The 17,526-nt window shown below is 68.5% G+C and carries 17 protein-coding genes and 1 pseudogene; 9 read left to right on the top strand and 9 right to left on the bottom strand.

The annotated features are described in order from the left end of the window. Window positions 1-7 precede the first annotated feature (7 nt). Together CQ040_RS03555 and CQ040_RS03545 are read right to left on the bottom strand one after the other, a co-directional pair. Window positions 8-160 (bottom strand): annotated as a pseudogene (locus CQ040_RS03555) (acyl-CoA thioesterase); the annotation flags it as partial. A gap of 346 nt (window positions 161-506) precedes the next feature. Further along, entirely contained in the window at window positions 507-980 is a 474-nt protein-coding gene (locus CQ040_RS03545; protein WP_105526053.1) for an acyl-CoA thioesterase, read from the bottom strand. A 214-nt stretch (window positions 981-1,194) separates the two neighbouring features. Here CQ040_RS03545 and CQ040_RS03540 point away from each other — a divergent pair, with 214 nt between their 5' ends. The 3 genes from CQ040_RS03540 to CQ040_RS03530 all read left to right on the top strand — a co-directional run bounded on the left by CQ040_RS03540 (window position 1,195) and on the right by CQ040_RS03530 (window position 3,985). Beyond that, a complete protein-coding gene (locus CQ040_RS03540) occupies window positions 1,195-2,622 on the top strand; it encodes a hypothetical protein (protein WP_105526052.1) in 1,428 nt (475 codons plus the stop codon). A gap of 161 nt (window positions 2,623-2,783) precedes the next feature. Next, window positions 2,784-3,398, top strand: coding sequence for a ClpP family protease (locus CQ040_RS03535; RefSeq protein WP_105526051.1), 615 nt, complete (start codon window positions 2,784-2,786; stop codon window positions 3,396-3,398). Then, window positions 3,395-3,985 (top strand): ClpP family protease, encoded by a 591-nt coding sequence (locus tag CQ040_RS03530; RefSeq protein ID WP_028501040.1) that lies wholly within the window; start codon window positions 3,395-3,397, stop codon window positions 3,983-3,985. The genes CQ040_RS03535 and CQ040_RS03530 overlap by 4 nt, the downstream gene beginning before the upstream one ends. Window positions 3,986-3,987: 2 nt before the next feature. On the opposite strand, the gene CQ040_RS03525 is transcribed toward CQ040_RS03530, so the two are convergent. The 3 genes from CQ040_RS03525 to CQ040_RS03515 all read right to left on the bottom strand — a co-directional run bounded on the left by CQ040_RS03525 (window position 3,988) and on the right by CQ040_RS03515 (window position 6,621). Next, complete coding sequence (locus tag CQ040_RS03525) at window positions 3,988-4,341, bottom strand: helix-turn-helix domain-containing protein (RefSeq protein ID WP_105526050.1); 354 nt, start codon at window positions 4,339-4,341, stop codon at window positions 3,988-3,990. 335 nt (window positions 4,342-4,676) lie between these two features. Continuing rightward, a complete protein-coding gene (locus CQ040_RS03520) occupies window positions 4,677-5,579 on the bottom strand; it encodes a hypothetical protein (protein WP_105526049.1) in 903 nt (300 codons plus the stop codon). Window positions 5,580-5,718: 139 nt separating this feature from the next. Beyond that, window positions 5,719-6,621, bottom strand: coding sequence for a helix-turn-helix transcriptional regulator (locus CQ040_RS03515; protein WP_105526048.1), 903 nt, complete (start codon window positions 6,619-6,621; stop codon window positions 5,719-5,721). A gap of 85 nt (window positions 6,622-6,706) precedes the next feature. On the opposite strand from CQ040_RS03515, the gene CQ040_RS03510 reads away from it, so the two are divergent. After that, window positions 6,707-7,585: an aldo/keto reductase gene (locus CQ040_RS03510; RefSeq protein ID WP_105526047.1), complete on the top strand. Its 879-nt coding sequence runs from the start codon at window positions 6,707-6,709 to the stop codon at window positions 7,583-7,585. A gap of 11 nt (window positions 7,586-7,596) precedes the next feature. On the opposite strand, the gene CQ040_RS03505 is transcribed toward CQ040_RS03510, so the two are convergent. Beyond that, a complete protein-coding gene (locus CQ040_RS03505; RefSeq protein WP_105526046.1) occupies window positions 7,597-8,070 on the bottom strand; it encodes a MarR family winged helix-turn-helix transcriptional regulator in 474 nt (157 codons plus the stop codon). Between the two features lie 17 nt (window positions 8,071-8,087). Beyond that, window positions 8,088-8,747 (bottom strand): GTP cyclohydrolase II, encoded by a 660-nt coding sequence (gene ribA, locus CQ040_RS03500; protein ID WP_105526045.1) that lies wholly within the window; start codon window positions 8,745-8,747, stop codon window positions 8,088-8,090. 128 nt (window positions 8,748-8,875) lie between these two features. Between ribA and CQ040_RS03495 the strand changes: the two genes are divergently transcribed. Beyond that, the gene (locus tag CQ040_RS03495) at window positions 8,876-9,895 is read left to right on the top strand and encodes a zinc-dependent alcohol dehydrogenase family protein (protein WP_105526044.1); all 1,020 of its coding nucleotides are present in this window, start codon (window positions 8,876-8,878) and stop codon (window positions 9,893-9,895) included. 19 nt (window positions 9,896-9,914) lie between these two features. Here CQ040_RS03495 and CQ040_RS03490 read toward each other — a convergent pair whose 3' ends face one another. Continuing rightward, window positions 9,915-10,832, bottom strand: a complete 918-nt coding sequence (locus CQ040_RS03490; RefSeq protein ID WP_105526043.1) for a DMT family transporter — start codon at window positions 10,830-10,832, stop codon at window positions 9,915-9,917. 139 nt (window positions 10,833-10,971) lie between these two features. Between CQ040_RS03490 and CQ040_RS03485 the strand changes: the two genes are divergently transcribed. Continuing rightward, complete coding sequence (locus CQ040_RS03485) at window positions 10,972-11,811, top strand: sulfurtransferase (protein WP_105526042.1); 840 nt, start codon at window positions 10,972-10,974, stop codon at window positions 11,809-11,811. On the opposite strand, the gene CQ040_RS03480 is transcribed toward CQ040_RS03485, so the two are convergent. After that, window positions 11,799-12,725, bottom strand: coding sequence for a hypothetical protein (locus CQ040_RS03480; RefSeq protein WP_105526041.1), 927 nt, complete (start codon window positions 12,723-12,725; stop codon window positions 11,799-11,801). The two genes, CQ040_RS03485 and CQ040_RS03480, sit on opposite strands and share 13 nt — an antisense overlap. 302 nt (window positions 12,726-13,027) lie before the next feature. Here CQ040_RS03480 and CQ040_RS03475 point away from each other — a divergent pair, with 302 nt between their 5' ends. The 3 genes from CQ040_RS03475 to CQ040_RS03465 all read left to right on the top strand — a co-directional run bounded on the left by CQ040_RS03475 (window position 13,028) and on the right by CQ040_RS03465 (window position 17,462). Further along, window positions 13,028-13,678: an acyl-CoA synthetase gene (locus CQ040_RS03475; RefSeq protein WP_105526040.1), complete on the top strand. Its 651-nt coding sequence runs from the start codon at window positions 13,028-13,030 to the stop codon at window positions 13,676-13,678. After that, the gene (locus CQ040_RS03470; protein ID WP_028501031.1) at window positions 13,675-14,031 is read left to right on the top strand and encodes a hypothetical protein; all 357 of its coding nucleotides are present in this window, start codon (window positions 13,675-13,677) and stop codon (window positions 14,029-14,031) included. The genes CQ040_RS03475 and CQ040_RS03470 overlap by 4 nt, the downstream gene beginning before the upstream one ends. A gap of 227 nt (window positions 14,032-14,258) precedes the next feature. Continuing rightward, the gene (locus CQ040_RS03465) at window positions 14,259-17,462 is read left to right on the top strand and encodes a glycoside hydrolase N-terminal domain-containing protein (RefSeq protein ID WP_105526039.1); all 3,204 of its coding nucleotides are present in this window, start codon (window positions 14,259-14,261) and stop codon (window positions 17,460-17,462) included. The last annotated feature ends 64 nt before the right edge of the window (window positions 17,463-17,526 follow it).

The raw sequence follows: 17,526 nt of genomic DNA, 5'->3' as shown, positions 1-17,526 counted from the left end.
AGGCGAGTCAGAGCGAGGGGAGTCGGATCGTCCCGGTCGCGATGCGCTCGGTCGGCATCCGGTCGCGGTCGTAGGTGATCCGGTCGTAGCCGTGCGGGGTCGGCTTGACGTCTTCGTCGAGGCTGCACTTGCGCGTGATCATGTTGCGGGCGACCGCGCGACTGTTTGCCGGTAAGGGACGACTACTGGGGTCAGCAATACCGAACGGCCAGTCTCAGCCGCATAGGTCTCCTGGAACTCATATGCATCGTCTTCGATGTCGAATACGCCGATGAAACCAGGCTCGTCCTCCAAATACACAATCCAAACCGTTATGGCTGACATGTACCACCCTCCTCCACGGTCCCGAATTTGATATGGACAGCCCCGAGGCAGCCACAGCGCTCAACCAGTATCGACGACCTGACGGGCAATATCTGTCGGCCACTCGGGGTACACCGCACCCTCACGAACCTGATCGAACCTCTCGAAGCCGAACACGATCAACGCGGCGCTGTCGAGGCGAGTCAGAGCGAGGGGAGTCGAATGGTCCCGGTCGCGATGCGCTCGGTCGGCATCCGGTCGCGGTCGTAGGTGATCCGGTCGTAGCCGTGCGGGGTCGGCGCCCCGTCTTCGTCGAGGCTCACGAACACGATCTTCTCGATGGTGAGGATGCGCTTGCGCGTGATCATGTTCCTGGCCGCCGCGCGCATGGTCAGTGACGTCGTGCCGAAGTGCGTGGCCTGTAGGCCGATCTCGATCAGGTCGCCCTGCACCGCGGATGCCTCGAAGTTGATCTCCGAGATGTGCTTGGTGACGGCGCGGTAGTTGCCCAGCTGCACGATCGCGTAGATCGCTGCCTCTTCGTCGATCCATTTCAGCAGGCTGCCGCCGAACAGGGAGCCGTTCGCGTTGAGATCTTCGGGCCGCACCCACTTGCGGGTACGGAAGTTGAGCCCGTCTTCCGACCACTGCCATGCCTGTGCCTGCTGTTTCGCCATGAGCACGAGGCTAGGCGGGCCGTGAGTCCACGATGTTACGGCTCGTTTTCGTGGAAAGCACAGGGGCGGCGGATGTCCTTTTGTGCACTAGCCACAAGAAACTGAGTCTCAACAGCGCTGAGACTTGGTATCGAACGGCAAATCCCGGAGTCGCGGGGTGGCCTGCCCATACAGTCGCCGGTGGCAACGACGCCACCTACCTCGGGAGTCCTCAATGACGAGTACCACGCCCCATTCGCACGGCATCGGCATGCGCATCGCCGTTATCGTGCTCAGCCTGCTGTTGGCAGCCATGGTCATCCTGTTCTTCGTGACGACGAGCAAGATCGCCGCGGGCGCATCTGAACTCGCCGACGGCACCACTTCGGCGAAGGACGGCTCCGCGGACCTCGCCGCCGGCGCCGCAGACCTCTCGGCCGGTGCCGCGCGACTCGCCGAGGGCACAGACGACCTCTCCACGGGTGCGGCCAGCGCGCAGGAGGGTTCCCAGAAGCTGAGCGACGGTGCCACGACGGCCGCGACCGGCGCGACGACCCTCGCCGAGGGCGCGAGCAGCCTCGCAACCGGTGCCTCCACAGCGGTGGTCGGTGCGGGCAAGGTCAGCGGAGGCGCGCAGTCGGCGCTTGCCGGTGCACAGGAACTCGCCGCGAAGTTGGCGACGGCGGATGCCGGGGCGCAGAGCCTCTCCTCCGGAATGTCTACGCTCGCCGCAGGGGTCAACGGCGCCCACGCATATGCGAACGGCGTGCTCCTCGGCGCGACCACGCTCAGCGACACGTTGGGCGCGGGAGTCGATGCGAATGTGGTCGCTCTCGCGCACGCGGATGCGCAGACCAAGCTGGAAGGCCTCGCCGCCACCGCTCCCGGGTACTCCCAGCAGCTCCGCGACGCCCTCACCGGAATGCTCGCGGCCGACTCGACGAACGCGCAGCTGCAGGCACTCGTCACCCTCGCCACCGGCGTCGACCAGCAGGTGGATGCCATGGCGCCGGTGGTGGCCAAGGCCCCCCTCCTCGCACAGGGGCTCGTCGCGGCAGCCGACGGTTCCGCGAAGGTCACGGGTGGAGTCAACGCCCTCATCAGCGGCGACCCGTCGAAGAAGTGGCCCGGCACCGCGGCTCTCGTCGCTCCCCAGGGTGCGCCCGCCCTCGTCGCCGGCGCCCAGGCGCTGCATTCCGGCACCTCGCAGCTCTCGGCCGGTGCAGCCAGGCTGGCCTCGGGCCTGCAGACCCTCTCCACCGGAGCCTCTGCGCTGTACTCCGGCACGGCGAATCTCAGCGCGGGCGCAACCCGACTGAACGACGGAGCGAGCACGCTCGCCACCGGAGTCGGCGCGCTGCAGTCCGGCGCCGGCGACCTCAACACCGGCATCGGCAAGCTCTCGGCCGGGGCATCCACGGTCGCGGACGGTTCGGGTGATCTCGCGGCGGGCGGGGACAAGCTCGAAGCCGGAGCCGCCGACCTCGCCGAGGGCAACGGCCTGATCGCGGAAGGCTCGGGCACTCTCGCCACCGCCACTGCGGGGGCTGCGCCGTCGATGACACCGTGGATCCTCGGCATCGCGCTCGCCGGACTGATCGCGATCGGCTTCTGGGTCGGTCACCGCATCTCCCACCGCCGCTCCCTGGCCCTCGCCGCCTGACCCCATCCACCCCTCCTGATCCCATCTACCCCGCCTGACCCCACTCACCCCGCTCTCCCCCGGGGTCCTGAGCGGATGCCTTCCCACGGCATCCGCTCAGGGCAGAGCCGCCCACGGCAGAATCCGGCCCGGTGCGAAGCGCCGCGGCCGATGCTGGGGGCATGAGCGAAGACAACCCCATCCCGCAGTTCGGCCCAGAAGCCCGACGCGCGCTGTTCCACGAGCGGGTGCTCGTGCTCGACGGCGCGCTCGATGACGACAACGGCACCCTCCTGATGACACAGCTGCTCGCGCTGTCGGCAGAAGACCCGGTCGGCGACATCGCGCTCTGGATCCACTCGCCCGGCGGCTCCGTGCCGTCGATGCTCGCGATCCGCGACATCATGCACCTCATCCCCAACGACGTCGCGACGCTGGCGCTCGGCCTCGCCTGCAGCGCGGGGCAGTTCCTGCTTTCCGCCGGCACTCCGGGCAAGCGGCGAGCCCTTCCGCACGCGCGCATCCTCATGCATCAGGGGTCAGCGGGGATCGGGGGTTCGGCAGGGGAGATCGAGACGCAGGCCGACGACCTCCGGCACATGCGAGACACCGTGCTCGGGCTCATCTCCGCCGACACCGGCCAGCCCATCGAGCGCATCTTCGAGGACTCGTTGCACGACCGCTGGTACACCGCGACTCAGGCGCAGGAGTACGGCTTCATCGACGGGATCGTGGCCTCTTTCGCCGAGGTGATGCCGCGACGACGTGCGCGCGTCGGACTGGGGGTGGACGCATGAGCAGCTACACGATCCCGAACGTCATCGCGCAGCATCCGCGAGGCGAACGCGTCATGGACGTCTACTCGCACCTGCTCGCCGAGCGGGTCATCTACCTCGGCACCGGCATCGACGCGGGGGTCGCGAACGCCCTCATCGCCCAGCTCCTGCACCTCGATGCGGACAGCCCGGAGTCGGGCATCCAGTTCTACATCAACAGCGAGGGCGGCGACCCAGGCGCGGCGCTGGCGATCTACGACACGATGCAGCACATCCGTCCGCGCATCGCGACGACGTGCGTCGGCCAGGCCATCGGTCCAGCGGCCCTGCTCGTCGCTGCCGGGGCGACGGGGGAGAGAGCTGCGCTCGCGCACGCACGCATCGTGCTGCATCAGCCGGCCGGCCAGTCGCGGGGAGCGATCCCCGACCTGATCCTCGCCGCCGACGAGGTGGTGCGCGTGCGGTCGGACATGGAGGAGATCCTCGCCAGGCACAGCGGCCGCTCGGTGGTCGAACTGCGCGCGGATACCGACCGTGACCGGGTGTTCACCGCATCCGCAGCGCTCGACTACGGGCTGATCGACTCCGTGCTGGGTCCGCGCGTCTGAGATCAGGCGGCGAGAGCGAACATGCCGGGTCCGGCGGACATCGACACCGCAGCGGACGCCGATACCGAACGGAGCTCATCCGCGACCGCGCTGGTCAGCTCGATGAGGCTCGTGTCGAGGGCGCCCGCGATCGCGGCGATCATCTCGCTCGACGGCTCCTTCAACCCTCGCTCGACCTCGGAGAGGTACTGCGGGGAGACGCCGGCCTTCTCGGCCGTCTCGGTGAGCGTCTCCTCGCGGTCGTGGCGGCGGCGGCGCAGCTGGTCGCCCAGCAGATGACGCCAGAGGGGTTCGGGATCACTCGGCCGCGGACGGTCGGAGCGAGGGGAGCGCGGGAACGAGAGGAGGTCGGCCATGCCTCACGATAAGCCGCCGCAACCGGGGGATTCGAGACGTTCTGCTCAGAGCAGAACCGGATGCGGAGGCCGGGGGCGTGGATCGTTCACGCGAGCAGGGGCTCTCCGTGAACGGCGCACTGATACGTTTCTGCGCGCCGGTGGCGGACGAGCGTCCCGGTGGCAGTCCGCGCAGCGATGCGCGGGTGGGGCTGTCACCGGTTCTCTCCCTGTAGGAACCGGTTGAGGGGGAAGCGCGGGGAGCGAGACGGTGGTGGACCGTTTCGCTCCCCTATCCTCGAACGCCTATCCTCGAACGCCGTGAGGCGGGTCGTCCGACCACCATTCCAATGGTTTCACCACTCCCACATCAGAGTGACCCTTCCGGGACCGAAGTTGAACTCCGCGTGGGTGACGCCGGCGCCGTTGAGGGACACCGCGTGCGAACGCGACACATCATCAGATTCGACGAACACTCGGCACCGACGGGGGAGGCGGTCGGCGTCGAAGGTGGCATGCAGGATGATCTCCGCCTGGCGCCGCGGAGCGACGACGGTGAACTCGCGATCGGGGGCCGAGTCGTCGGGCGCGGTGGATTCCCTTTCGGTGAGTGCCAGCTCGCCCTTGCGAAGCGGGGTGCTCAATCGGAGAGCGGCTCGCACCAGCCGCTGGTCGAGATCGATCCTCGTGTCGACCAGCTCGCAGCCTATGGTGCCGCGCATTTCGGGAGGCTCATCGCCGGGCCTGCTCAGGCCGTAGAAGATGACGGCACGCTCCGCGCCGTCTCGATGCGCCTGCCAGATGGTGCGGTTCACGGTACGGACGATTCGGCTCTCCCTATCGACGTCGAGGAGGATCGCGCCGGATCGCTCCAGCAGCTCGGGAGTCGGCTCGGCGGTGAAGGCGGAAGGGGCCAGTTCGGCGAGATCGGCGTACGGTCGGTGCAGATTCTGCTGGACACGGCGGGGCGGCCCCAGGGTGTCGGTGAGCGCGCCCTCGTCCAACAGCAGCAGCTGCTCCAGCTCGTGGATCGCGTCGAACGAGGTGTCCTTCTCCGGGCGCCGGGTGCCGGACTGCCACATCGAGAGCGTGGCGACACTGATCTGGTAGCCGCGGTCGTGCAGGCGGCGCCGGATCGTGCGGAGCGACTGGCCACGACGCTGCACGGCGCGGCGCAGTGTCGACGCGAACGAGGAGACGGCGCTGTGCGATCGGCTGTCGGCATCGTCGCTCTGTGGGCGCAGGAGCTCATCGTCCACGGTGCTCTTCCCGTCCTCAGGCGGAGAACGTCGGTGGGCTCCGCGGGAGAGACATGCTATCCCCGCGGGTTCCGCGCACCAACCGTAGGCGGTGCAACATATCGGTTGGGCCGAGAGCGCGGGTGTGCCGTGCGCGGTGTCAGACGTCGGTGCGTTCGGGCGCGGGCGCGGGCGCGGCCTCGGCCGAAACGGGCCCGGCCGCATCCGTCGCCGCCCAGCTGGCGAGCATCTTCAGCTTGTCGGCCGATGCCGAGCCCGGCTCTGCGGTGTACGTCGACAGCTGCAGGCCGGGATCGGCGGGCAGTTCGAACGCCTCGTAGGTGAGTTCCATCTCGCCCACCACCGGGTGGTTGATGCGCTTGATGCCGGAGCGGTGGTAGCGCACGTTGTGGGCCGCCCACAGCGTGCGGAAGCGTTCGCTGCGGGTCGACAGCTCACCGACCAGGTCGCTCAGCTTCCGGTCGTAGGGATTGCGCCCTGCCTCTCCGCGCATCGCCGCCACGAGCTCCTGGGTGTTGCGCTCCCACTCGGGGTAGAAGTCCTGCGCGGCCGGGTTCAGGAAGGCGAAGCGCGCGCTGTTCGGGTGGGGCTCCGCGAGCAGGGGTGCATAGAGCGCCCGGCCGAGCGCGTTCGCCGCGAGGTAGTCGAAGTAGTTGTTCCGCACGGCAGCCGGCGCCTCGGTCATCGCATCGAGCAGGCGCAGGATGCTGGGCCGCAGCACCTCTGCCTTCCGGCGTGGTTTGCGCGCCAGGGGGGAGGAGTTCGCGGTGCGGGCGAGGTCGAACAGGTGCGCTGTCTCTGCCTCGTCCAGCTGGAGCGCGCGTGCGAGTGCATCGAGGACGCTCTCCGAGGCGCCGGAAAGATCGCCGCGCTCGAGCCGGGTGTAGTAGTCGACGCTGACGCCCGCGAGCAGCGAGACCTCTTCGCGGCGGAGACCCGGTACACGACGGTTGCCGCCGAACGCGGGCAGTCCTGCCTGATCGGGGGTGAGGCGTGCGCGCCTCGTGGAGAGGAATTCGCGCACTTCGCTGCGGGTGTCCATCCTCCGACGCTACGCCGTCCGAGGGCGAGAAGGGAGGTGACGCCAGGCCCTCCCTCGCAGGATAGGGCGAGCGCACACTGGAGACATGACCACGCAACTCACACTCAACAACGGCGTCACGATGCCGGCCCTCGGCTTCGGCGTCTACCAGGCAGCTCCCGAAGAGACGGTCGACGCCGTCGTCAGCGCACTGGAGACGGGCTATCGCCTGATCGACACGGCAGCCGCCTACGGCAACGAGCGCGAGGTGGGTGAGGCGATCCGTCGCTCCGGAATCCCGCGCGACGAGGTCTTCATCGAGACGAAGGTGTGGATCAGCGACTACGGATATGACGAGACCCTGCATGCCTTCGAGAAGTCGACCGGAAAGCTCGGCGTCGACACGCTCGATCTGCTGATCCTCCACCAGGCGCTCCCAGAGCGATTCGACCTGACTCTCGGCGCCTACCAGGCGCTCGAGACGCTGCTGGCCGACGGCAGGGTCCGCGCGATCGGCGTCAGCAACTTCATGGTCGAGCATCTCGCGCTGCTCGGCGAGAAGACGAGCATCGTTCCGGCGGTCAACCAGATCGAGGTGCACCCCTACTTCCAGCAGCGCGCGGTGCAGGCGGCCGACGCCGCAGCCGGAACCCGCACGCAGGCGTGGTCGCCGATCGGCGGGATCACGGCGTACCGGCCGAACGGCGCTTCGGCCTTCGACGACGCGACGCTTCTGGCGATCGGCACCGCGCACGGCAAGTCGCCAGCTCAGGTGATGCTGCGCTGGCATCTGCAGCAGGGACGCTCCGCCCTTCCGAAGTCGGTGCGTCCTGCACGCATCGCGGAGAACTTCGACGTGTTCGACTTCGAGCTCACGACAGCTGAGCTCGCATCGATCGACGCGCTCGACACGGACGTGCGTCGCGGCCCCGCACCGGAAGACATCACGCTCGAGGCGTTCGGGCGCCCCGTTCCCGAGGCCTGATCGGACGGGGCCTACAGCGCCGCGGTCACGCCGGGCAGCAGCTTGCCGAGGATCGCACCGAGCTGCGCGCGCTCTTCGGTCGTGAGCGGATCGAGCACGAGCTCCCGCACCTGCTCGACGTGCACGGGGGCGGCCGTGCGCAGCATCTCCCGCCCCGCCGGTGTCAGTGCGGCGGAGAGGGTGCGTTTGTCGGTGCTGCAGGAGGTGCGCTCGACCCAGCCGCGCTGCTCGAGCGAGTCGAGTGCATGGCTCAACCTCGATCGGCTGAGGCCCGCGATGCGGGCGAGCTCCGTCATGGTGACGGCGCCCTCGCCCTGACCCGCCAGCGTGATGAGGATCGCGTAGCGCGCGTGGTTGAGCCCGACCTCTTCTTTGAGCGTGCGGTCGAGCACCTGGGGCAGCAGCTGGACGAAGCGGATGACGGGGAGCCAGGTCTGCATCTCGGTGTCGTCGAGTCGACGCGGATGCTGCTGCTCCGCCGTCATGGTGTCCTCCTGGAGTGTCACGCTGCGGACAGGTCGAGCGTGTGCGCCGTGTGGTCCCGCTTGGCCTGCAGGTAGCGGGAGTTGGCCTCCGACAGGTGCACCTCGGTGGGCACGCGCTCGGTGACGCGGATGCCGAGCGCTTCGAGCTGCACGGCCTTGTCGGGGTTGTTGCTCAGCAGGCGGATGCCGTCGACGCCGAGCGCGTTCAGCATCTGGGCGGCGACGGTGTAGTCGCGCTCGTCTTCGCCGTGACCGAGGGCGACGTTCGCCTCGTACGTGTCGAGCCCCGCGTCCTGCAGAGCGTAGGCGTCGAGCTTGGCGTAGAGGCCGATGCCCCGCCCCTCCTGGCGAAGGTAGAGCAGGAAGCCGCCTTCGTCCGCGATGCGTTCCACCGCCTCGCGCAGCTGCGGGCCGCAGTCGCAGCGTTCCGACCCGAACACGTCACCGGTGAGGCACTCGCTGTGCGGGCGCACAAGAGGAGCGGCCCCGCCGTCGCCGGCGCGTTCGACGGCAGCACGCCAGTCTCCGAGGCCGAGCAGCAGGTGCTCGCGGCCGTCGACGAGACCGTCGAACGTGACCACATCGGCGGTGGTGGAGAAGCCGTCGCCGAAGCGCAGCGGCACGCGGACGCGGGTGCGTTCCGTGGTGACCGGAGCGACGGTTGAAGTTTCAATCATGCCGGGTGCAACGCGCGCTCCGTCCGAGTATTCCCGGATGCGCCGATTTCGAGGGGTTCCCTCAGGCCCTCCCACTTCGCCCGGAAGCGGCGTTGACTGGATGCCTACGACAAGAAGGAGCATCACGAATGCGCGGAGTAGTCATGTACGCCCCCGGCGACGTCAGGGTCGAGGAGCGCGAGAAGCCCACCATCACGCGACCGACCGATGCCGTGATCCGCATTGCGGCGACCTGCATCTGCGGCTCCGATCTGTGGCCCTACCGCGGCGCCAATGAGGTCGACCACGCCCCGATGGGTCACGAATACGTCGGGGTCGTCGAGGAGATCGGCTCCGAGGTGCAGACGCTGAAGGTCGGCGACTTCGTCGTCGGCTCGTTCATGGCGTCCGACAACACCTGCGAGATCTGCCAGGCGGGCTACCAGTCCCGCTGCGTGCACGTCGTCCCGATGGGCCGATACGGCACCCAGGCCGAGTACTCCCTCATCCCGCACGCCGACGGCACCCTGGTCGCCACTCCCGGTCTGCCCGACGCCGACCTGATCCCTTCCCTGCTCGCGGCATCCGATGTCCTGGGCACGGGCTGGTTCGCCGCTGTCGCCGCCGAGGCGGGCCCCGGCAAGACGGTAGCGGTTGTCGGTGACGGAGCCGTGGGACTCCTCGGGATCCTCGCCGCAAGAGAACTCGGCGCCGAGCGCATCATCGCGATGAGCCGGCACGCCGACCGCCAGGCTCTGGCCCGTGAGTTCGGTGCGACCGACATCGTCTCCGAGCGTGGTGATGCAGGCGTCGCGCGCATCAAGGAGCTCACGAACGGACTCGGCGCGCACTCGGTGATCGAGGCGGTCGGTACGCAGGAGTCGATGATGCAGGCGATCCGCTCCACCCGCCCCGGCGGCCATGTCGGCTACGTCGGCGTCTCGCACGACGTCGCGCTTCCCGGCGAAGAGCTGTTCTACTCCGGCGTGCACCTGCACGGCGGCCCGGCTCCGGTGCGGCGCTTCCTCCCCGAACTGATCCAGCTCATCTGGGACCGGAAGATCGACCCCGGCAAGGTGTTCGACCTCACCCTTCCACTCGAGGACGCCGCTGAGGGCTACCGGGCCATGGATGAGCGCCGCGCCACGAAGGTACTGCTCACGGTCTGACGTCGCCTCGGGCGGAGATCTACGCGTCGGGCGGAGAGCTCACCGGAGATTCTCCGCCCACGGCGTGGTTCTCCTCCCGGCGCCTTCGCCGCACGAGCTTCAGCTCGCTCGCGAGGATCCCGAGCACGACGAGTGCGCCGCCGATGAGCGCGGTCGCGGGCAGGCGCTCACCGGCGATGCGCCCGATGACGCCTGCCCACACCGGCTCTCCGGCGTAGATGATGGTCGCGCGGGTGGGCGAGACCGACTTCTGCGCCCAGTTCATCGTCAGCTGGATCAGGCAGCTCGCAGCTCCCAGCCCGACCGCGCAGCCGACCCAGATCCACGAGAACTCCGGCACGCTCTCGCCTACCGCCGGCATCGTGAGCAGTCCCAGCACGCCGGCGGTCAGCAGCTGGATGACCGTGATGCGGCCGAGGTCGATCTTCCCCGCGAACAGGCTGATGAGGATGATCTCGGCGGCGATCGGCAGGGTGCTGATCATGGTCGCGATCTCGCCAGCGCCGAGCGTCAGAGCGAAGGCGTCGGGCCCGGCGATGAAGAGCAGTCCGACGAAGGCCAGGCCCGCTCCGACGAAGGCCATGGCCGGTGGGCGCTTGCGGAACACGGCCCACTGCGCGAGCGGCACCAGCGGCACGTACATCGCGGTGATGAAGGCAGAGGTGCTGCTGTCGATGGTCTGCAGGCCCAGTGTCTGCAGGCCGTAGCCGAGGTAGATCATCACGCCGATCGCGACGCCCGCGCCGATGTCGCGCCAGCGGATCCCGCGCAGCACGCGCCGGAAGATCACGACGCTGATGAGTCCGGCGATCAGGAACCGGATGCCGACGAAGAACCAGGGACCTGCGTGCTCCATCGCCCAGTGCACGAGCAGGAACGTGCCGCCCCACACCGCGGTGATCGCGATGAGCGCGGCCTCCTGCGGGCGCAAGCGCATCCAGCGAAGTCGAGAGGGCATCGTTGGCCCTTTCTCGACGTTGCCGGATCGAGCCTAACGGTCTGAGGCGGTCGCCGATTCGTGACGCGGGAAGACGAACGCGCGCCGAGAGCAGCTCTCGACTCGGTAGCCTCGCAGCATGAGCGACTTCGTGAGTGCCGTCGAGCTGAACGACCTTCTGACCCAGGGCGCGCCGGTGCGCGTGATCGACGTGCGGTGGCGGCTTGACCGTCCGGAGGCCGGACACGCCGACTACCTGAGCGGACACATCCCCGGAGCGGTGTTCGCCTCGCTCGACACCGAGCTCTCCACCCACGGCGAAGCTTCGGAAGGACGGCACCCGCTGCCGTCGACCGCCACGCTCCAAGTCGCGGCGCGTCGGTGGGGTGTGCGCGCAGGCGACACCGTCGTCGCGTACGACGATGCCAAGGGCACGGCGGCGGCGCGCGCCTGGTGGCTGCTGCGCCAGGCCGGTGTCGACGTGCGCGTGCTCGCCGGCGGCATCCGCGGCTGGAAGGCCGAGGGTTTCGAGGTCGCGACCGATGATGTGACTCCGGAGCCCGGCGACGTCGTGCTGGAGGAGGTCGGCGCCGACGCGCTGTCGATCGACGAGGCCGCCGCGTTCCCGGCATCCGGTGTGCTGCTCGATGTCCGGGCGCCGGAGCGCTACCGCGGCGAGACCGAGCCGCTCGATCCGGTGGCCGGCCACATCCCCGGTGCGCGCAACGTCCCGACCATGCTGCACCTCGACCCAGAAGGGCGCATCCTCGACCGTGAGACCGTGCTGGCGAACTTCGCCGCGGCCGGTGTGACGCCGGGCACCGCGGTTGCGGCGTACTGCGGTTCCGGCGTGACGGCCGCGCACACCGCCCTGATCCTGCACGAGGTCGGCATCGAGGCGAAGGTCTTCCCCGGTTCGTGGAGCCAGTGGTCGAACACTCCTGGCCGTCCGGTCGCGAGCGGCGATCAGCCCGGCTGATCCTCTCGGGGGCCGTAGCCCCAGTGCAGTCCGAGGGCGCCAGGGCCGAACGCCCTGCGCACCAGGTGCACCGACGTTCCGCGGGTGAGTGCCACCGGGGTCACGGTCACGCCGTTCGGGGTCTCGACATGCTCTTCGCACCAGTCCGGCATCGCATCCGGATGGAAGCGCGTCCAGACCAGCAGCTCTCGCGCCTTCTGCGCCAACGCGTGGCCCGTGTCGCGGGTCTCCGGATAGTCGGGCGGATACTCGACGGACCACTCGACCATCGCGGTCTCAGGGGCGGTCAGCGGAAGGTCGAGTTCGAAGAGCACGCCGTGCACCTCGCCGTCCGGATGGGAGTATCGCGCAGCGATCCTTCCCCCGGATACCGCCCTCAGGGCGGGGGGTGGAGTGCGGACGCCAGGAGTGATCTCCAGGAACGGGATCGCCGTGATCGTGCCGACCGTGGACTGAACGATGCTGCGGGTGATGCTGTAGGCGACGTTGCCATCCGCGCCGACATCGGTCACCGAATGGGTCGTGAGTTCGCGAGAGGTGTCCGGATAATCCGCACCGAGGGCGCGGAAGGCCTCGATGACCGCCAGCTCGAGCTCCTCCTCGTCGATCGGGAACTGGTTCGGTCCGAGAGGGCCGGTGCGGTTCGTGGAGCGGAGAAGTCGGGTCAATGCCGCTTCGTCGAGGCCGAGGAGCTGCTCGATGTCGGCCAGCGCGGCCAGCGACTGCGCGCCTTCCGGCCGTCGTGCGCCGGAGCGCCAATAGCTCAGCGTGGCCATCGAGACGTTGTTGCCTCTGGCTTTGAGCTGGCGCTGCAGCCCGGACAGCGTCACAGGCCTCGCATTTATCGCGTCGCGCAGGGCACTCGCGAACGCATCGGGTCGTGCTCTGCGCGCGTCATCTTCGAAACTCGTCACAGACCCCCTCCGGTATGTGAAGATCAGCGCTCTAGAGTGAGCATACGACCGCACGCGTGCACCTCAGGGGACCGGGTGGGCATGTGGGGTCACTTGGCCGTCTTCGCAGGCAGGGTGCCCGACCCTGCGATCACCGGCCTGACGCAGTGATGCCCCCCTTGCTGCGTATGTCGTGAAGCCCGGCAATCGATCTGGGGAGATCCGCCGGGCTTCACGAAACTTCCCTCCGCACGGCTCCCGGCGCATCGGCTCCGCAGCCCCGCGTAGACTGGGAGGAACACCCCGGAGGACTCTGGACCGTCATGTCTGCCCCTGCTCGCGCATTCACCATGCGCCACGTGCAATTGCTGCGCGCGCTGTTCGCCGCGGTCGCCGCGTTGATGATCACGTTCTCGTCTGATCACTCCGCCCCCGTCGGTCTGGCCGTCTTCAGCGGCTTCGTCTTCACCACCGCTCTCGTGCAGGTGCTCGCTGCCTGGCTGGTGCTGCCTGCGGGCTCGCGCTGGTCGTACGTGCTGCTCGCGGCCGTGGGCGTCGTCGCCGGCATGGTCAGCGGCATCCCGGTCTGGCGCTCCGACGACCTGTTCTTCGTCGTCGTGTCCGGATGGGCGATCATCAGCGGTGGCATCGAGCTGCTCGCCGGCATCCGAGCCCGTCGATCCGGCGACGCACTGTCGCGCGACGCGATCACGGTGGGGGCGCTGGGAGTTCTGCTCGGCATCGTCCTCCTGCTGATCCCGGCCGGATTCCTGCAGGAGTACACGATCGACAAGGCCGGCACGTTCATCCTTTCCGGCATCATCCTCGGTGTCGGCATGTTCGGCGGCTACGCGGCGATCCTCGCCGTGTTCCTCGGCATCGCCGGCCTCACGCCGAAGCGAGTGGATGCCGTCGCCGCGGCCTCCGAACCGAACGACAGCGCTTCCCCTGTGGAGCACGGAGGAGAGCGATGAGCGACGAGAAGCCCACCCGTCGGGACATCCTGCGGCCCCTGCACCTGCTCCTCATCGCGCTCGGGTGCGGCGTCTTCGCCATGGTCGTCACCCTGGTCTCCACCGGTGCCTTCACTCTGCGCGTGAACACCCTGATCGCGAACGGCTCATATGAAGGGCTGACCCCGTTCGCCCTCGGCCTCGTCGTCGGCGGTGGGGCGTTCATCGTCACGCTGCTGATCCTCGCGATGCTGATCCTCGCCGTCGATCCGGCCGACGTCACCAAGACGATCGATCGTCCGGTGTTGTACGACCCGGAGCCGGAAGACGAAAACCCCGACGCCGAGGCGCCCGGTCGCCCCGCATCATCCTGATCTGCCGGGCGGTGGAGCACTCGCTCTCCGCAGCGTGATCATCCGAACATCCGACTAAAGCGACCCACGGTTGCTGCGAGTGAGGATACTTTCGGCGAACCCTCTGGCCGATCGTCTCTAGACATCCGATGTCTCGTGTCGCACACTGGCTCCTGACGCGCCCGCCTTCATGACCGGCGGGGGCGCACGGCACCAGATGATCAACGATGCTCCGGAGGTTTGCTGTGATGATCGACCCCATTTCCCGTCGACAGGCGCTGCAGGTGGGCGGTCTCGTCCTCCTCGCCCCGCTCGTCCCTCAGTTCCTGGCGGCTCGGCCGGCTGCTGCGAGCTCGTTCTCGGCGAACGCGCCGGTGCCCGCGACAGCGGCAGGACCGATCCCTCGACCGCAGCTGTCGCCACACGCGCTCTGGTACGGCACTCCCGCGACGAACTGGGAGACGCAGGCGCTCCCCATCGGCAACGCGCGACTCGGCGCGAAGTTGTTCGGGAACCCGGATGCCGAGGTGATCCAGTTCAGTGAGCAGAGCCTCTGGGGTGGCGTCAACGACTACGACAACGCGCTTGCGGGACAACCCGACGGCGCCTACGACACCAGCGTCACCGGGTTCGGCTCCTTCCGCGACTTCGGCGAGGTCACCGTCGCTTTCGGTGCCCGCACCAAGGTCACATCTCCCGGCGGACCGTATGAGGTGTCGGGTGGCGAGAGCGTCGAGAAGACGTACGACGGGAATCCCGCGACGAAATGGTGCCTGATCGCGCCACCGGCCGAGGTGATCTGGCAGGCCGACCTCGCGGAGTCGATCGCCGTCGCCTCCTACACGCTCACGAGCGCGAACGACGTCCCCGCTCGTGATCCGCAGGACTGGCGGGTGGAGGGATCCACCGATGGCGCGACCTGGGTCGCACTCGACTCGCGTGCTGAGGCGCCGTTCCCGCAGCGACTCCAGACGAAGAGCTTCACCTTCGCCAACACCACGGCGTACGCCCACTATCGGTTCGTGTTCTCCCCGAAGGCGGGCGTCAGTCACTTCCAGGTGGGTGAGATCGCACTCGGCGGTGTCGACCTGGCGCAGGGGAGCGCGGTGTACGTCTCTTCACCGAGCGGACATGCCGACTCCCTCGTCGGCAGCATCGATGCCGATCCCACCACTGTGTGGGCGGTGCCGACGACGGGTGCCGGCGCGGTGTGGCAGGTCGAACTCGGTGCGAAGCTCGCCCTCGGCGGCTACGTGCTCACCAGCGCTCCGGATGCGCCGGAGCAGGATCCTCGCGACTGGGTCGTCTCCGGCTCGGATGATGGGCTTGTCTGGAAGACGCTCGACACCCGCGTCGGCGAGACTTTCCCCGAACGTGGCATCGGCCGCGTGTTCTCGTTCACGAACTCCACCGCCTACGCGATGTACCGCATCGCGTTCTCCGCGCCCGGCGCGATCCGGCTCGGAGGCGTCGCGTTCACCGGGAACGGCTTCAGTACGGCAGGAGCCAAGGCGGTCGTCGACTATCGGCGGGCGCTCGACATCGCCGACGGCACCCACAGCACTCACTTCGCGACCGCGCAGGGCACGGTGCTGCGCGAGGCGTTCGCGAGTCGCGATGCCGACGTGATCGCCGTGCGGTTCACTTCCGATCGCCCGGGCGCGCTGACTGCGCTCATCACCATGGCCTCGAAGCAGGACGGCGTCGCGACCACAGCAGATGCGGGCGGCCGGCGGCTCAGCTTCTCCGGCACGATGGCCAACAACCTCACGCACGCGGCTGTCATGCGCATCGCGGATACCGACGGACAGGTGGTCGCCGCAGAGGGCGGGCTGCGCGTCTCGGGCGCCTCGGCGATCACGCTGCTGCTCGACGCCCGCACCGACTATCGGCTGAGCGCCGCGCACGGCTGGCGAGGCAGCGCTCCACAGCCCGCCATCGAGAAGGCGCTGAACGCCGCATCCTCCCGCTCCTGGAAGAAGCTCCGCGCCGCGCACACCGCGCAGGTCACTGACCTCATGCAGCGCGCGAAGGTCGAGTGGGGTCAGACCGACGACGCCGTGATGGCGATGCCGACCGACCGCCGGCTGCTCCGCTACGGGAAGGGCGAGGCCGACCCGATCCTCGAGCAGACGCTCTACGGCTATGGCCGCTATCTGCTCCTCAGCTCCTCGAAGCCCGGTGGTCTGCCCGCCAACCTGCAGGGGCTCTGGAACAACAGCAACCAGCCGGCCTGGGCCAGCGACTACCACACGAACATCAACGTGCAGATGAACTACTGGGGGGCGGAGACCGCCGACCTCCCGGAGTCGCACGAGGCCCTCGCGACCTTCATCCGCGAGGTGGCCGTGCCCAGCAGGGTCGCCACGCGCAACGCCTTCGGCGCCGACGTGCGGGGGTGGACCGCGCGCACCTCGCAGAGCATCTTCGGGGGCAACGCGTGGGAATGGAACACGATCGCCAGCGCCTGGTACGCCCAGCATCTCTACGAGCACTGGGCCTTCACGCAGGACAAGAAGTACCTGCGCGACCTCGCCTATCCACTGATCAAGGAGATCTGCCAGTTCTGGGAGGACCAGCTGAAGGAGCTCCCGGACGGCACGCTGGTCGCGCCGATGGGGTGGTCTCCCGAGCACGGCCCTCGTGAAGACGGCGTCATGCACGATCAGCAGATCATCTGGGACCTCTTCCAGAACTACCTCGAGTGCGCGAAGGCCCTCGGTGCCGACAAGAAGTATCAGAAGACAGTCGCCGACATGCAGGAGCGGCTCGCGCCGAACAAGATCGGCAGTTGGGGCCAGCTTCAGGAATGGCAGACCGACCGTGACGACCCGAACGACATCCACCGGCACACCTCGCACCTGTTCGCCGTGTATCCGGGACGCCAGATCACCCCGGACACCCCAGAACTCTCCGCGGCGGCACTGGTCTCGCTGAAGGCGCGGTGCGGTGAGAAGGAAGGGGTGCCGTTCACCGCGGCCACGGTCTCGGGCGACAGCCGCCGCTCGTGGACCTGGCCGTGGCGCGCAGGACTCTTCGCACGCCTGGGCGATGCCGAACGAGCCGGGATCATGGTGCGTGGCCTGCTCACGTACAACATCCTGCAGAACCTCTGGGCGAATCATCCGCCGTTCCAGCTCGACGGCAACTACGGCATCGTCGGTGCGATCGCCGAGATGCTCGTGCAGAGTCATGGCGATGTCATCCGTCTGCTGCCCGCCGTTCCCGCCGATTGGGCCGTCGCCGGATCGTTCGAGGGCCTGCGTGCTCGCGGCGGTTACCGCGTCGACTGCGAGTGGCGGGATGGGAGAGTCGTCTCCTACGACGTCGTCGCCGACCGGGCGCCGAACATGAGCAACGTGATCGTGGTCGTGAACGGAGAGCGCCGCAAGGTGAAGCCCGGGAACCCGAAGAACGGCAAGCCGATGCGCGACCTCGGCCCGGCGCACTGAGCCCGACGGTGTCGATGACGGTGCCGGCGTCGACCGACGTCGGCACCGTCGTGGGCGGTGCCGA

Origin of the sequence: Microbacterium sp. MYb54 (assembly GCF_002979515.1) — a bacterium.
Taxonomy (GTDB): Bacteria; Actinomycetota; Actinomycetes; order Actinomycetales; family Microbacteriaceae; genus Microbacterium.
Note: the sequence above shows the minus strand (reverse complement) of the source record. Positions and strands in the feature narration are given on the sequence as shown.